This window comes from Streptomyces pratensis (genome assembly GCF_016804005.1).
Lineage (GTDB): Bacteria > Actinomycetota > Actinomycetes > Streptomycetales > Streptomycetaceae > Streptomyces > Streptomyces pratensis_A.
On record NZ_CP051486.1, the window covers coordinates 886,498 to 902,403 of the forward strand.

The 15,906-nt window shown below is 71.9% G+C and carries 8 protein-coding genes; 6 read left to right on the plus strand and 2 right to left on the minus strand.

Annotated features, from left to right (window positions below; translation table 11 throughout):
* Positions 1-226: 226 nt before the first annotated feature.
* The 6 genes from HED23_RS04025 to HED23_RS04050 all read left to right on the plus strand — a co-directional run bounded on the left by HED23_RS04025 (position 227) and on the right by HED23_RS04050 (position 13,629).
* A complete protein-coding gene (locus tag HED23_RS04025) occupies positions 227-1,933 on the plus strand; it encodes a glycerol-3-phosphate dehydrogenase/oxidase (protein ID WP_203182039.1) in 1,707 nt (568 codons plus the stop codon).
* Between the two features lie 713 nt (positions 1,934-2,646).
* Positions 2,647-4,758: a serine/threonine-protein kinase gene (locus tag HED23_RS04030; RefSeq protein ID WP_203182040.1), complete on the plus strand. Its 2,112-nt coding sequence runs from the start codon at positions 2,647-2,649 to the stop codon at positions 4,756-4,758.
* Between the two features lie 278 nt (positions 4,759-5,036).
* Positions 5,037-8,018 carry a protein kinase gene (locus HED23_RS04035; protein ID WP_203182041.1) on the plus strand — a complete coding sequence of 994 codons (2,982 nt, stop codon included), beginning with the start codon at positions 5,037-5,039 and terminating at the stop codon, positions 8,016-8,018.
* 116 nt (positions 8,019-8,134) lie between these two features.
* The gene (locus HED23_RS04040) at positions 8,135-9,817 is read left to right on the plus strand and encodes a serine/threonine-protein kinase (RefSeq protein WP_203182042.1); all 1,683 of its coding nucleotides are present in this window, start codon (positions 8,135-8,137) and stop codon (positions 9,815-9,817) included.
* 250 nt (positions 9,818-10,067) lie between these two features.
* The gene (locus HED23_RS04045; RefSeq protein WP_203182043.1) at positions 10,068-11,705 is read left to right on the plus strand and encodes a succinic semialdehyde dehydrogenase; all 1,638 of its coding nucleotides are present in this window, start codon (positions 10,068-10,070) and stop codon (positions 11,703-11,705) included.
* Between the two features lie 85 nt (positions 11,706-11,790).
* Positions 11,791-13,629 (plus strand): GMC family oxidoreductase, encoded by a 1,839-nt coding sequence (locus HED23_RS04050; RefSeq protein ID WP_203182044.1) that lies wholly within the window; start codon positions 11,791-11,793, stop codon positions 13,627-13,629.
* Positions 13,630-13,718: 89 nt separating this feature from the next.
* Here the strand turns inward: HED23_RS04050 and HED23_RS04055 are convergent, their stop codons facing one another.
* Positions 13,719-14,735: an LAETG motif-containing sortase-dependent surface protein gene (locus HED23_RS04055; RefSeq protein WP_203182045.1), complete on the minus strand. Its 1,017-nt coding sequence runs from the start codon at positions 14,733-14,735 to the stop codon at positions 13,719-13,721.
* A 788-nt stretch (positions 14,736-15,523) separates the two neighbouring features.
* Positions 15,524-15,826: a chorismate mutase gene (locus tag HED23_RS04060; protein WP_203182046.1), complete on the minus strand. Its 303-nt coding sequence runs from the start codon at positions 15,824-15,826 to the stop codon at positions 15,524-15,526.
* Positions 15,827-15,906: the final 80 nt, after the last annotated feature.

Here is a 15,906-nt window from a genome sequence, read left to right on the forward strand (position 1 = left end):
ACAGAAAGTGCAACTGCTGGGGACAGCGCAATGTCAGACTAGGCGTAAATATGACCTATATGTCGCATTCTGTGACTCGTGTGGGGCGGGTGTTGTCCACAGGCGGTGGCTGAAGTCGCTGACCGCGGACAGAATCGAGTGGTGGGCACGGGTGCCCCGGCCCTCCGGCCGGTCTCCGCTCCCGTGCCGTACCACCCCGATGCACCGGGATTACCGGGAGGCAGCAGTGAGGACAGCGACACTGGGACCCGCGGAGCGCGCCGAAGCGCTGACCGCGATGGCCGAGCGCGAACTGGACGTGCTGGTCGTGGGAGCGGGCGTGGTAGGCGCCGGGACCGTGCTGGACGCGGCCACCAGAGGACTTTCCACCGGTCTGGTCGAAGCGCGCGACTGGGCGTCAGGCACGTCCAGCAGGTCGAGCAAGCTGATCCACGGCGGGCTGCGCTATCTGGAGATGCTGGACTTCGCGCTCGTACGGGAGGCGCTGAAGGAGCGCGGGCTGCTGCTCGAACGGCTGGCACCGCACCTGGTGAAGCCCGTCCCCTTTCTCTATCCGTTGCAGCACAAGGGATGGGAGCGGCTGTACGCCGGCTCCGGCGTCGCGCTGTACGACGCGATGTCGGTGTCCTCGGGACACGGCCGCGGGCTGCCCGTGCACCGCCACCTCTCCCGCCGCCACGCGCTGCGGGTCGCCCCCGCCCTCAAGAAGGACGCCCTGGTCGGAGCCCTCCAGTACTACGACGCCCAGATGGACGACGCGCGCTATGTGGCGACCCTGGTGCGCACCGCGGCGGGCTACGGCGCGCACGTGGCCAACAGGGCGCGGGTGACCGGCTTCCTCCGGGAGGGGGAGCGGGTCGTCGGCGCGCGGGTGCAGGACGTCGAGGGCGGCGGGGAGTACGAGGTCAGGGCCAAACAGGTGGTCAACGCCACCGGCGTGTGGACGGACGACACCCAGGCGCTGATCGGCGAGCGCGGACAGTTCCACGTCCGGGCGTCGAAGGGCATCCACCTCGTCGTGCCCAAGGACCGGATCCACTCCTCGACCGGGCTCATCCTGCGGACCGAGAAGTCCGTGCTCTTCGTGATCCCGTGGGGCCGGCACTGGATCATCGGCACGACCGACACCGACTGGGACCTGGACAAGGCGCATCCGGCCGCCTCCAGCGCCGACATCGACTATCTGCTCGAACACGTGAACTCGGTGCTCAACACCCCACTGGGCAGGGACGACGTCGAGGGCGTCTACGCCGGACTCCGGCCCCTGCTGGCCGGTGAGTCGGACGCGACGAGCAAGCTCTCGCGCGAGCACACGGTGGCCCACCCGGCCCCCGGGCTCGTCGTCGTGGCGGGCGGCAAGTACACGACGTACCGGGTGATGGCGAAGGACGCCGTCGACGAGGCGGTGCACGCGCTGGACCAGCGGGTGGCGGACTGTGTCACGGAGGACATCCCGCTGCTCGGCGCCGAGGGGTACCGCGCCCTGTGGAACGCCCGTGCCAGGATCGCCGCCCGCACCGGACTGCACGTCGTCCGGGTGGAGCACCTGCTCAACCGGTACGGCTCGATGACCGAGGAGATCCTGGAGCTCGTCCAGGGCGACTCCTCGCTGGGCGAGCCACTGGCGGGCGCCGAGGACTATCTGCGGGCGGAAGTCGTCTACGCGGCCTCGCACGAGGGTGCCCGGCACCTCGACGACGTCCTGACCCGGCGTACCCGGATCTCCATCGAGACCTTCGACCGGGGCACCCGCTGTGCCCGCGAATGCGCGGACCTGATGGCGCCGGTGCTCGGCTGGGACACGGGCCAGGTCGAGCGCGAGGTCGAGCACTACCGCAAGCGCGTGGAGGCGGAGCGGGAGTCCCAGAGGCAGCCTGACGACCAGACGGCGGACGCGGCACGGCTGGGGGCGCCGGACATCGTGCCCCTCTGAACCGCTCCCGGGCCTCCCCAGGGACCTCTGGGCGGACCTGCGGGCAGAACTCCGCCTTCAGCGGATCCCCTTCGAGGCGTGCTGTCGGCTGTTCCGCTTCGCGGCCGGCGCCCGGCGGTGTACCCGTGTTCGCCCTGAAGCCGAGGATGTGGCGGCCGGCGCGGGTCGCGGCGGCGGTCCGCACGTGACCGCCGGTGGTACGTCGGGCGTGGCCACGGACGGTCGCCCCGGGGAGAGTTCCTGCGGATGGACGATGCCGTGCGACCCGCCCGCCGGGGGTGCGGCGGGCGGGCGGTCCGGGCGCGCGGCAGCGGCCGGCCGCCCGTCGGTTCCGTGTGGGATAGGTCCGGTCCGCCGCGTGGAAATCGGTTTACCCACCGGCCTGCGACGCCCGCGGAGTCGTGCGTCTCCCTGCCGTCGCAGGCCTCGTGCCGTGCCGGAACGGCGCCTGCCAGGGGCCTCCCCCCCGACGACGAGCCGGGGGGAGGTAGGACGACGCGGGCGTCAGGTGTGGTTCGCTTGGCAGGCTCGCGGTTCCCAGGGCGGGCGCAGTCAGTACCAGCGGGCGGCGGGCACCGCCCTGAACATCGGCATGACAGGGTGTTCCTTGCTCCGGCCACATCACGGCCGACCACGGACCCGGCACCATGACCGGTCCCGGGGTGAGGGACAATGAACGCTCTGCCAGGGCGGGTTGATCGCAGAGGGGACGCATGTCGGAGGCGGAGCAGGCGCGGGAGCCCCAACGGGACAAGGACGGACGTCTCCTCGCGGGGCGGTACCGCCTCGGGGAGGTGCTCGGCCGGGGCGGCATGGGCACGGTCTGGCGTGCTGTCGACGAGACGTTGGGGCGTACGGTCGCGGTCAAGGAACTGCGGTTCCCGTCGGCCATCGACGAGGACGAGAAGCGCCGTCTGATCACGCGAACACTGCGTGAGGCGAAGGCGATCGCGAGGATCCGCAACACCAGTGCGGTGACGGTCTACGACGTGGTCGACGAGGACGACCGGCCGTGGATCGTCATGGAGCTCATCGAGGGCAAGTCCCTCGCCGAGGTGATCCGTGAGGACGGGACGCTGACGCCGAGGCGCGCCGCGGAGGTCGGCCTCGCGATCCTCGACGTGCTGCGCTCGGCGCACCGCGAGGGCATCCTGCACCGCGATGTGAAGCCGTCCAACGTGCTGATCTCGGAGGACGGCCGGGTCGTCCTGACCGACTTCGGCATCGCCCAGGTCGAGGGCGACCCCTCCGTCACCTCGACGGGCATGCTCGTCGGCGCACCCTCCTACATCTCGCCCGAGCGGGCCCGCGGTCACAAGCCGGGCCCGCCTGCCGACCTGTGGTCCCTCGGCGGGCTGCTGTACGCGAGCGTCGAGGGCCGACCGCCGTACGACAAGGGTTCGGCCATCGCCACGCTGACGGCGGTGATGACGGAGCCCGTCGAACCGCCGGCCGACGCGGGCGGGCTGGAGGAAGTCATCTACGGCCTCCTGGCCAAGGACCCCGAACAGCGGCTGGACGACGCCGGGGCGCGTGTCCTGCTCAACGCGGTGATCAACGCTCCGGAGAAGCCCGTCGCACCGCCGGCCGACTCCACCCAGGTCATGGCGCTGCCCTCGATCGGTGACCGAAAGAGCGACAAGGGCGGCAGGAGCAGCAGGAGCGAGACCAAGGGCGGTGGCAAGAAGGCCGCAGCCGCAGCCGCAGCCGCGGCCGCCGTCGCGGCCACACCGGCCCGCGAGGGCAGTGGGTCCGGAGCTGTCGCGGGCGCAGGGGGGCCGGCCGCCGGCGGCTCGGTCCCCACGGGCCAGGCCTCCGGCTCTCCGTCCGGTTCAGGCTCCTCGTCCGCGACCACCCCGGCCGGTGTGTCCGCTCTCGCCGAGAGCACCAAGGACAGGCTGCGCGGCGCGTTGCGGTCCGTACGGAACGCGAAGTCCCCGGCTGCCGCCGGGGCCGCGGTGTCCTCGCAGGCGCCGGGTTCCACGGCAACGACGGCATCGGCCTCCGGACCCGTCGTGCCGCCCGGACGTCCGGCCGTGACCCGTGCGTCGATCACCGATGTCGTGCCGCGCCGCACCCTGGCGGTGATCGCCGGTGTCGTCGTGCTCGCCGTCCTCGGTACGGTCCTGGCGCTCACGCTCGGCGACGACGGGAAGGCCGACGAAGGCGGCGGCTCCAAGGGCGACACCGCCGCGTCGGCCGGTGCGTCGGCCGGCGACGCCGATCCCGCCACCGGCGGAGGCGCCGGCAAGGACGAGGGCACCGGCGAGGACGGCAAGGACGGCCAGGGGCAGGACAAGGGCGAGGCGTCCACCGACCCCTCGCCCACCCCTGAGTCCGAAGAGACCACCTCCGACCCGAACGGTCTGCCGGCCGGGTACAAGAAGGTCACCGACGAGCGGTTCCACTTCACGATGGCGATGCCGGAGACCTTCAAGCGCAACGCCATAGCGGGAAGCAATTCGGGCGGCATCTACAACGACGGCGGCGGATTCCCGCGCGTCCAGATCGACTACAACAGCTCACCCGGGGACGACGCCGCCGCCGCGTGGCGGGGCCTGATGGGTGCGGTGGCCGGAAGCAGTAACGGCTACAAGCACATCGGCATAAAGAAGGTCGAGTTCAACGGCTACCCGACCGTCGCCGACTGGGAGTTCACGCGCAACCAGCAGGGCATGCGGGTCCGGGTCCTCAACCGGGGCTTCAAGGCCGACGCCACCCACGGCTACTCGATCATGATCAGCTGCAAGGCCGACGCCTGGGACGAGGAGGAGTGCCGGACGCTCCGCGAAACGGCCTTCGCCACGTTCAAGCCGACCGACTGACCCGTCCGGGCGGCCGGCCGGCACGTCCGGGCCGTCGCCCGGCCCGCACGGGCCGGGCGACGGAGCGCGGCTCGGGCAGTCGACGGGGCGCGGCTCGGGCAGTCGACGGAGCGGCCGGGTTGCCGTGACACGCCGCGTGGCCGCGACGTGCCACGTATGGTGAGAGGCCGGGGACCGTACACAGCCGGAACGATCGGTCAATTGCACAGCAAGTGACCGCAATTGACGGATTCATGCGGTTCCGATGACCGGGGAACAGCGCGCTCTGGGGAGGCGTCGTGGACGACTACGCGGGTCGGGTGCTTGCCGACCGCTACCGCCTTCCGCTGCCCCCGTCCGATGCGTACGAACTGGCCGAGACGCGGGCATTCGACACATACAGCGGCCAGGAAGTCCTGGTCCGGCAGGTGCCGTTGCCTGAGGTCGTGGACGCCGAGGTGCTCGACGCCGACGGTCTGGCCTCGGTGAGGCGAGCCACCGGGCGTACGGTGCGGCGGCCCACGGACCCGGCGGTCCGGCGGGCGATCGAGGCCGCGCAGGCGGCTGCCCAGGTCCCCGACCATCCGCGCCTGGACCAGGTCTTCGACGTGTTCGCCGAGGCGGGATCGCTCTGGATAGTGAGCGAGCTGGTCGCCGCCCGGCCGCTCGCCGCGCTCCTCGCGGAGCGGCCCCTCAATCCCTACCGGGCCGCCGAGATCGGCTCCGACGTCCTCACGGCGCTTCGGGTGCTGCACGCTCACGGCTGGACGCACCGCAACATCACGGTCCGCACGGTGCTGGTCTGTGACGACGGCCGTGTCGTGCTGACGGGCCTCGCGGCGGGCGCGGCCGAGGAGGCGCTGTGCGGATACGTTCCCGCACCGCAGCCGGACGAGGAGAACGACTACGGGCCCCCAGCGGTCGAATCGGGCCCCACCGGCCCGTACGAGCCGCCGACGGTCGAGCCCGGCCCGTACGAGCCGCCGATGGTGGAGCCTGGTCAGTACGAGATCCCGGCTGTGGAGTCCGGCACGTACGCGCCGCCCATGGTGGATTCCGGTCCGTACGAGCCGCGGGCCGTGGAGTCCGGCACGTACGAGATCCCGGCTGTGGAGTCCGGCACGTACGAGATCCCGGCTGTCGAGCCCGGAACGTACGAGCAGCCTGCCCCGTACGAGCCGCCCGCGCCGTACGAGCGGGACGCCTCACTGTCCGGGCCCGATGGCCTCTCCGCCCCCGAGGGGCTGCCCGCCCCCAGAGCGTCCACCGACGGGGTGCCGGCCCCCGGCTCCCGTGCGGAGATCGAGGTGGCACCACCGGCGCCACCCGCACCGCCCGCCGAGCCAGGGGCCGGGAGTGCGGCACAGCTGCGCGCCGCCCGCGCCGGGGCCATCGCGGCATACCGTGCGGGGGCGCGTGCGGCGGCGGCCCGCGCGGGCGAGGATCAGAAGCGCGCGGACCGGGACCGCGACGGCGGCGCCGGCACGGAACGGCGCGAGGAGCCCGGTGAGGAGGCCCCCGCCCTCGGTGGCCCGCAGCTGAGCGGCACCTGGGGCGGTGCGGACCACGAGCCGTATCCGTACGCGTACCCGTACGAGGTCGACGACGAGGACGACGAGGACGACGAGGACGGCGGCGGCCCCAGGCCCCCCGGCCGGCGCGTCCACCTCGCCGGCACCTGGGGCGACGGCCCCGGCTCCGGCCGGCCCGTGCCCGCCGGCGGCTCCGGAGGGCCCGGCGGCTCAGGTGAGGACGCGTTGCGCGCCGACGCCCGGCGCCTCGGCGGCGGGTCCGTGGAGCGTCAGGACCGGCTGCCCCAGCCCGTCGCCGCCCGCACGCCCGCCGGAGGGTGGGACGAGGTCGTCGCAGGCGGCGCCACCCCCGCCTACCGGGGCCCGGCCACCCCCCTCGCCGCCGAGCGCGCCAGGCAGGCCCGCATCGCCGTCGTCGGAGCCGTCACGGAGCGGTGGGCGCCCGAGCAGGCGGGGCCGGTCCACGACAACTGGCAGCTCGCCCCGCCCATCGGCCCCTCCACCGACCTGTGGGCGCTGGGCGCCCTGCTCTACCGTGCCGTGCAGGGCCACGCTCCCTACCCGGAGGAGAACGCGGCCGAACTCGTCCAGATGGTCTGCGGTGAGCCGCCCGCCTTCGCGGAGGAATGCGGCCCGCTGCGGCCTGTCGTCGAATCACTGCTGCGTCAGGACCCCACGGAGCGACCCGACTTCGAGGAGCTGCGCGGCTGGCTGCGCTCACTCGTGCGTTCGGCCCCCGAGCCGGAGGCCGGCGCCGACATCGTCTCGATGCCGCCCGCCGACGCCACCCGCCTGCCGGTCGTACGTCGCCGGGGTGAGCTGGTGCGCCGCCGCTGGGGTCGCGGGGGCTCGGCGCACGGCCGGCACCGCCAGGGAAGGCCGCAGCGCCGCGAGAAGCCGCAGGCGTACGAGCAGCAGGCCCACGAGAGGCAACAGGCCTACGAGCAGCCGCAGGCGTACGAGAAGAAGCCGCCGCGCGCGCCTCGCGAACCCAAGGGGCCCAAGGTGCTGCGTCAGCCGCAGCCCGGTGGCCGGGCACCGCGACGGCTCGGACGGCTCCTGCTGGTGCTGATCCTGCTCGCGATGGCGGCCGCCATCGCCTACGCCATGCTGTTCATGCCCAAGGAAGGGCAGGAGACAGGGGCGGGAGCAGCGCCCTCGGGCTCGGCCGCCCCGGAGCCCGGCAGCAGTCCGTCCACCGGGGCGCCGGCCTCCTCCGGCGGGTCGGAGCCTTCGGCCTCGTCCGGCTCGTCCGGCTCGGAGAAGCCGCAGACCAGCCGCTCCGCCGTGGCCCTCGCGCCGGGCTACGAGTTGCGCAAGGACGCCGAAGGGTTCCAGATCGGCGTGCCGGAGGACTGGCAGCGCAGCCCGGCCAACGCCGACCGTCAGGTCCGTTACGGCAGCGACGGGTTCAGCGTGCTGGTCGTACCGGGCCGGGACACCGTCAAGGCCAACGGGAGCGACCCGCTGGACTACCAGCGGACCGCGGAGCCCGAGCTGCAGCCGTTCCGCGAGTCCAGCTGGGCCACGTCCACCGGCCTGCGCCGCATCGACGTGGGCCGGCAGGTCATGGCGGAGGGGCAGTTCACCTGGCAGGAGAGCAGCGGCCGTGAGGTGTACGTCCGCAACCTGGTCATGATCGTGGACGGCAGGTACCACATCGTGCAGGTCATCGGTCCGGAGAACGAGCGGGACAAGGTCTCGGACATCTACGAGCAGGCCATGTCGTCGTACCGCGTGGGTTCCTGACCGCGCAACAGCGGAACGCGACAAGCATCACAGTGCGGTCTCGTGAGCGGTGCGAGGTTACGTGGGGCCGCCTCCTCTCCGTAACCTGTCGTCCAAGGAACGGGGCGAGGACACACGTGGATCACGCGCAGGGAACGGACGCGGGAATCGTACTGGCCGGACGTTACCGTCTCGGTGACGTCCTGGGCCGAGGCGGCATGGGCAAGGTGTGGCGCGCCCACGACGAGGTGCTCCACCGGACGGTCGCAGTCAAGGAGTTGACCGCCGGACTGTACGTCGCCGAGGCGGACCGGGCCGTGCTGCACGCCCGCACGCAGAAGGAGGCGCGCGCGGCTGCCCGGATCACGCACCCGGGGGTCGTCACCGTCCATGACGTCATCGAGTACGACAACCGTCCCTGGATCGTCATGCAGTACGTCGACGGGCCCTCGCTCGCGGACGCGACCAAGGAGTCCGGCGAGGTCGAGCCGCGCGAGGCGGCCAGGATCGGTCTGCACGTGCTGAGCGCCCTGCGGGCCGCCCACGACGCCGGTGTCCTGCACCGGGACGTGAAGCCGGGCAACGTCCTGCTCGCCCGGGACGGCCAGGTCCTGCTGACCGACTTCGGGATCGCGGCGATCGAGGGGGACTCCACCATCACCAGGACAGGTGAACTGGTGGGTTCCATCGACTATCTGGCGCCCGAGCGGGTGCGCGGCGGCGACCCGGGCCCCGCGTCGGACCTGTGGTCGCTGGGTGCCACGCTCTACACGGCCGTCGAGGGAAGCTCACCGTTCCGGCGCTCTTCCCCCATCTCCACCATGCAGGCCGTGGTCACGGAGGAGCCGCCGCCGCCGCTGCACGGCGGCGCGCTGGCGCCCGTGATCACCGCTCTGCTGCGCAAGGAACCCTCGGACCGTCCGACGGCCGAGGAGACGGAACGCATGCTGCTGGACGCGATGGAAGGGCGAAGGCCCCGGGCCGCGCAGGCGCACGTGCCGACGCAGCGGGTCTCCGAGGACGACCTCCGTGCCTTCTCCGCTCCGGACGGTTCCACCGCCCGCCTCGACCGGCCCCTGCCCGTGCCTCCGCCGTCCGGACCCCCGTACACCTCGGCGCCCGCGACCCGGCGAGGCCTGGGCCGGTGGCGCACCGCCCTGCTGGTCGTCGCGGTGGCTGCCCTGATCGGCGGGGCGGCGGGTCTGATCGCGATGAAGACGGCGGACGACGGCGGGTCCACGACCGGGGGCGCCTCGGAGCGGGGAACCGCCGGCCCCACGCCCTCCCCGTCGGTCTCCGCCGCCGGGGGGCAGGGCGGGGACGCCGCCGTGAAGGACGACGAGCCCGCCGCGAAGGACATACCCGAGGGCTGGAACCGGGTCACCGATCCCGAGGGCTTCAGTCTCGCCGTCCCCGACGGCTGGGTGCGGCAGACGAACGACGGCCAGATCGACTACACACCGGACAACGGCGCGCACCGCATCCGGATCAGCCTTGATCCGCAGCCCGACTTCGGCAACTCGTACGCGCACATGCGGAGCATCGAGAAGGACCTCGCCGTACGGCTGCCGGACTACCGGCGTCTGGAGCTGGTGGAGAACGTCTTCCGTGACCGTCCGGGGTCCCGTTGGGAGTTCACCTGGGTCGAGTCCAAGGACCACCCGGGCCCGCGCCACGGCATCGACCAGATGTACTTCGCCGAGTCGGGTGGCCCCGAGTACGCGCTCTACCTGACCGGGCCCGACGGAGACCGGGACGAGAGCCGACGGCTCTTCGAGACCATGCTGCGCAGCTGGGAACCGCCGGAGCCGACGGGCTGAGCGAGTCCTGCCGGCCCCGGTGACCGGGCTCGGTGGGCCGGCCGCCCGGACACATCTCGGCCGAGTGCTGAAGATTCACTGTTCCTGACGTCCGATCCCCGGAACGACGGCGTATCACCCCTGATCAGCGGTTATGCAGCCAGTGATCACTGGCTGCTTGGCCGGGCATGGCGGGAGTCTCTGGCGGGGCCTGTGAAAACCTGTTACCCACGGGTACCCAAAGTGGGCGGGTGGACATACTCTCGCCCTCATGACGGACTCGCAGGCCTTCACGACCACCTCCGCCGCCTCCGGCACCCGCGTCGGCACCAATCCGGTGGCCGCCGCCCCGGCGGGCGCCCGCACCGCTGCCGACGTGGTCACACCCGAGGTGATCGCCCAGCTGACCCGTGGCGTCGTCGGCTCCGGCCGCACGGCCAACCACAGCCCCTTCACCGGGGAGAAGCTGGCCGACCTGCCCGAGTCCACCCCCGAGGACGTCGAGACCGCCTTCGACCGCGCCCGCGCCGCCCAGCCCGCCTGGGCCGCGACCCCTGTCCGGGCGAGGGCCGCCGTGCTGCTCCGCTTCCACGACCTGGTCCTCCAGCGCCAGTCCGAGGTCCTCGACCTCATCCAGCTGGAGACGGGCAAGGCCCGGCTGCACGCACACGAGGAGGTGCTGGCCGTCGCCGTCGCGGCCCGGCACTACGGGCGCAAGGCCGTCTCGTACCTCAGGCCGAAGCGGCACACCGGCGTCGTCCCGACCCTCACCAAGGTCACCGAACTGCGCCAGCCGCGCGGGGTCGTCGGCCAGATCGCGCCTTGGAACTACCCGCTCGAACTCTCCGTCGGAGACGCGCTCCCCGCCTTCGTCTCCGGCAACGCGGTCGTCATGAAGCCCGACACCGAGACCGCGCTGACCGCCCTGTGGGCCCGTGACCTCCTCATCGAGGCCGGACTGCCCGCCGGGGTGTTCCAGGTCGTCCTGGGTGAGGGACCAGTGGTCGGCCCCGAGGTCGTCAGCCGTGCCGACTACGTCTCCTTCACCGGCTCCACCCGTACCGGGCGTGCGGTCGCCCAGGGCGCGGCCGCCAGGCTCGTCGGCGTGTCGCTCGAACTCGGCGGCAAGAACGCCATGATCGTCCTCGCGGACGCCGACGTGGAGAAGGCCGCCGCGGGCGCCGTCCGCGCCTGCTTCTCCTCCGCGGGGCAGCTCTGCATCTCCATCGAGCGCCTGTACGTCCACGAGTCTGTCGCCGACGACTTCGTGGAACGCTTCGCCGCCCGCACGAAGGCCATGCGCCTCGGCAACTCCCTCGCCTACGGCGCCGACATGGGCTCCCTCGTCGGCGAGCGGCAGCTGGAGACCGTCAGCCGGCACGTGACCGAAGCCGTCGAGAAGGGCGCCACGCTCGTCGCGGGCGGCGTCGCCCGCCCCGACATCGGCCCGCTCTTCTACGAGCCGACGATCCTCGACGGTGTCGAGGCGCCCATGGCCGTCTGCGGCGAGGAGACCTTCGGACCGGTCGTCTCCGTCTACCGCTTCAGCGACGAGGACGAAGTCGTCACCCTCGCCAACGCGACCCCTTACGGCCTCAACTCCAGCGTCTGGACGAAGGACGCCGGGCGGGGCCACCGCGTCGCCGCGCGGCTGCGGACCGGCACGGTCAACATCAACGAGGGGTACGCACCCGCGTACGGCAGTGTCCAGTCACCCATGGGCGGCATGAAGGACTCCGGTCTCGGCCGGCGGCACGGCTCCGAGGGCATCCTGAAATACACCGAGGCGCAGACGGTCGCCCAGCAGCGGTTGATCCCCCTCGCGCCCGCCTTCGGGATGGACGACGAGAAGTACGCAGCCTTCATGAGCCGCAGCCTCAAGGTGATGAAGGCCTTCCGGCTGCGCTGAGCCGCCCCTCCCGCAGCGTTCCCCATCCACCCTTTTCCTGCATCCGCCCTTTCGCGCATCCGCCCTTTTCGTGACGAGGAGTGCCATGTCCCAGGACAGCCCTGCCCAGAATCAGGCCGGTCCGTCCGCTCCGGCGGCGGACGACGACGCGTACGACTACGACGTCCTCGTCGTCGGCTCGGGTTTCGGCGGCGCGGTCTCGGCCCTGCGGCTGAGCGAGAAGGGGTACCGGGTCGGCGTCCTGGAAGCGGGCCGCCGCTTCACGCGCGCGACGCTGCCGAAGAACTCCTGGGACATCAAGAACTATCTGTGGGCCCCGGCGCTCGGCCTGTTCGGTATCCAGCGGGTGCATCTGCTCGGCAAGGTGATGGTGCTGGCCGGCGCGGGCGTCGGCGGGGGTTCCCTCAACTACGCCAACACTCTGTACGTGCCGCCCGCGCCGTTCTTCGAGGACCGTCAGTGGGCCGGCATCACCGACTGGAAGGCCGAGCTGGCGCCGTACTACGACCAGGCGAAGCGGATGCTCGGGGTGCGGCTCAATCCGACCGTGACCCCGGCGGACGTCCACCTCAAGGCCGTGGCCGAGACCATGGGCGTGGGCGACACCTTCCACCTCGCCCCGGTCGGCGTCTTCTTCGGTGACGGTCAGGACGCCGACGGCACGGCGCACGCGAAGCCCGGCGGGGAGGCGGCCGATCCCTACTTCGGCGGGGCGGGCCCCGCACGCAAGGCGTGCTCCCAGTGCGGCGAATGCATGACGGGCTGCCGTCACGGTGCGAAGAACACCCTCAACGAGAACTACCTGTACCTGGCGGAGAAGGCCGGTGCCGTCATCCACCCGATGACCTCCGTCGTCGCCGTCACGGACGGTCCGGACGGCGGCTACCGCGTGTCCACCGTGCCGACGAACCGGCGCCGCAAGGCGGTGCCGTCCGTGCTGCGGGCCCGGAAGGTGGTCGTCGCCGCGGGCACGTACGGCACCCAGACCCTGTTGCACACGATGAAGGACGAGGGGCTGCTGCCCCGGCTGTCGTCCCGGCTCGGTGAGCTGACCCGCACCAACTCCGAAGGCCTGGTGGGAGCGCAGACCAGCGACCGCCGCTACCGCAGGAAGCACGGGACCTCCAAGGCCGACTTCAGCAAGGGCGTCGCCATCACCTCGTCGATCCACCCCGACGAGAACACCCACATCGAGCCGGTGCGTTACGGCAAGGGCTCCAACGCGATGGGCGCGCTGACCATCCTGCAGGTGCCCTACAGCACCCACAGGGTGCTGAGCTGGTTCGGCAACGTGGCCAGGCACCCGTGGCTCCTGATGCGCTCGCTGTCCAACCGGCGCTGGTCGGAGCGGACCATAATCGGCCTCGTCATGCAGTCGCTCGACAACTCACTGACGGCGTACCGCAAGCCCGGCGGCGTCGGCAAGGGACTGCTCACAGCCCGGCAGGGGCACGGTTCACCCAACCCGACCCAGATCGCCGAGGCCACCCAGGGCGCGACGCTGCTGGCCCAGGAGATCAACGGTTTCGCCGGATCGAACATAGGGGAGCTGATGGGCACCCCGCTCACCGCGCACTTCCTCGGCGGCTGCCCCATCGGGGCGAGTCCTGACGAGGGCGTCATCGACCCGTACCACCGGCTGTACGGGCACCCGGGAATCTCCGTGGTCGACGGGTCCGCCGTGTCCGCGAACCTGGGCGTCAACCCGTCGCTGACGATCACGGCGCAGGCGGAGCGCGCGATGTCCTTCTGGCCCAACAAGGGCGAGGCGGACACGCGTCCGGCGCAGGACGCGGCCTACGAACGGCTCGCCGCGGTCGAACCCCTGAAGCCCGCCGTGCCGAAGGACGCGTTCGGCGCCCTCAAGCTGCCGTTCCTGGGGATACCCGTGGTGCCGCCGAAGAAGGCTGTCACCGACGCCTGACCGAGGGAACGCAACCTGACCGAGGGAACGCAAAGGGGCTGCACCCCCCTCCGAGTGCAGCCCCTTCACGTACCTACCGGTGAGGCGCCTTACGCGGCGGCGTCACCGTTGCTGCGACGCCGCACGACGAACATCGCGCCGGCACCCAGCACCACGGCGGCGCCGCCCGCGAGGGCGAACATGGTGGTGCTGGAGGAAGAACCGGTCTCGGCGAGGCTGCCGGTCACCTTGGTGGTGTCGCCGGTCGGCTTGGTGTCGGGGACGGGGACGCTGCCGCCCTCCTGGGGCTTCGGGCCGCCGCCGTCACCGGCGTCGACGATCTGGAACTTGTAGGCGACGTCCGTGAAGCACGGCACCGCGATCTCGTCGCCGAAGACGAGGCCGCCGCCGAGGCTGAAGCCGGCGCCCACCGGGGCGCTCGCCGCCACCTTGAGGCGCAGGTCGATGTCGACCTCGTAGCCGGGCTTGAGCTCGTCGGTCTCGCCGACGTATCCGGACGCGGTGCCGTCGCCCTCCAGGTCCTCCCAGGTGCCGTCGGCCTCGTTGAGCGCCTGGATCCTGACCTGCTTGCTGGTGAAGAGGTGCTCGCCCGCCTTGTCGGTGGCGGCGCCCGCGAAGAACATGACGTTCTTCACGGTCTTGTCCGAGTCGTTGTACGCGTTCAGGGTGAACCGGTCCCAGCCACTGCCCCGGGCGATCTTGCCGGACAGGCCGTTGATCGCGAGGTCCAGCGGTTGGGGCTCGCAGTTGCCGAGCTCCTCGTCCTCTCCGGGCTCCTCCTCCTCGTCGGTCTCCGAGGCGGTGGGCGTCGGCGTCGCGGACGGCGTCTCCGACTCCGTGTCGGTCGGGGTCGGGGAGGCGGTCCCGGGCGCGGTGCCATCGGACGTCTCCGTGGCCGACGGGGTCACCGACGGCGAAGCCGACTCGGTGTTCTCGGGGGACGCGGTCTCGGACGGAGTCTCGCTCGGCGTCTCGGTGGGCGTGGGCGAGGCGGTCTCGGTCGTCGTGGTCTCGGTCTCCGCGAAGGCGGCCGGCGCCGACAGCAGGACGACCGGGCCTATGACAGCGGTGGCGGCAGCGAGTGCCAGGGTGCGACGAAGCTTCATCTGGGGCCTCAGCGGGTCCGTGGTACCGCGTGGACTGCGGTACGCCTGAAAGGGATGAACGGGCCTGCCGTTGTGGGGACGGAACGAGCCGGTGTGTTCGCCATGCATGACCTGTGAAGTGGAGAAACGGTTGTCCTCCGTTTCACAGAATCTTTATGTGGCGCTCGCCACACCTCTGGGCCGCGCTCGTCCCGTGCTCCCGCCCCGGCGGCTCCCGGTGCCCCGGCGCGGTCGAACCGCTGCCGACGCACAGCTCAACCGATCCCCGGGCGGTACGTCGGACGGCACCGCAGGTACGGGCGGTTCCACCGAGTGCGCGGCCGGCGGGGACATCACGGGCGGGAACTCAGGGACGCCCGGCGACGGCGCCTCGGGCGCGTCGTCCGGATCGGGTTCGAGCGGGAGTACGGATACCTCCGGTACCTCCGGCTCAGCGTCCTCGGACACGGGCGGCGTGCTGTACGCGACGAACCGGCGCCGCGCCCCGCGGATCCGAGGGTCGTCGATGACAGTCCGAAGGCAGCCGGTCCCGGGCGTCCCCGGGGCCGGCCGCACATGGGTGACCGGGCTGCTGTCCCCTGCCGACCGGTCACACGCGCCGGGTCGTGGTCCCACGACGCACCTGCGGTACGTCACACGTCCCGGCGGAGCCACGCGTGGATTCCTGCCGATGCCGCCCCTGGCTGGAACGGGCACCCGGATCAACGAAGCCGTCCGGAGCCCGGTCACGCGCCGTACGGGTGAGACCGGGCCCGAACGCGGGTGCGGCCGTACAGCCTTCCCGAGGGTCACACCCGGCCGCGGCACAGCTCCAGCAGCGTCATGGCGAGTGCCGTGCCCGGCTTGCCCAGGGCATCGCTGTAGTGGCTGAGTACGTCCATCTCACGGGAGAGGTTCACCCGGCGGCCCCCGGACGTGATCCTCGCCTCCTGGATGACCGCGGAGACGGCCATGCGCTCCTGTACGAGACCGATGATCCGGTCGTCCAGGGCGTCGATGCGCGTCCGGGCGTCTCCGATCAGGGACGCGGCCTCGTCGGTGTGCGCGCCGGTCCGCTCGGCGGCGGTCTTCGTGGGTGCGGTGCTTTTCATCCGTGACTCCTGGTGGGGTGTGCGGTCCCCGGGAGCGACAGGTCCGGAACGCCAGAACGCCCCGGGCCTGTCGGCCCGGG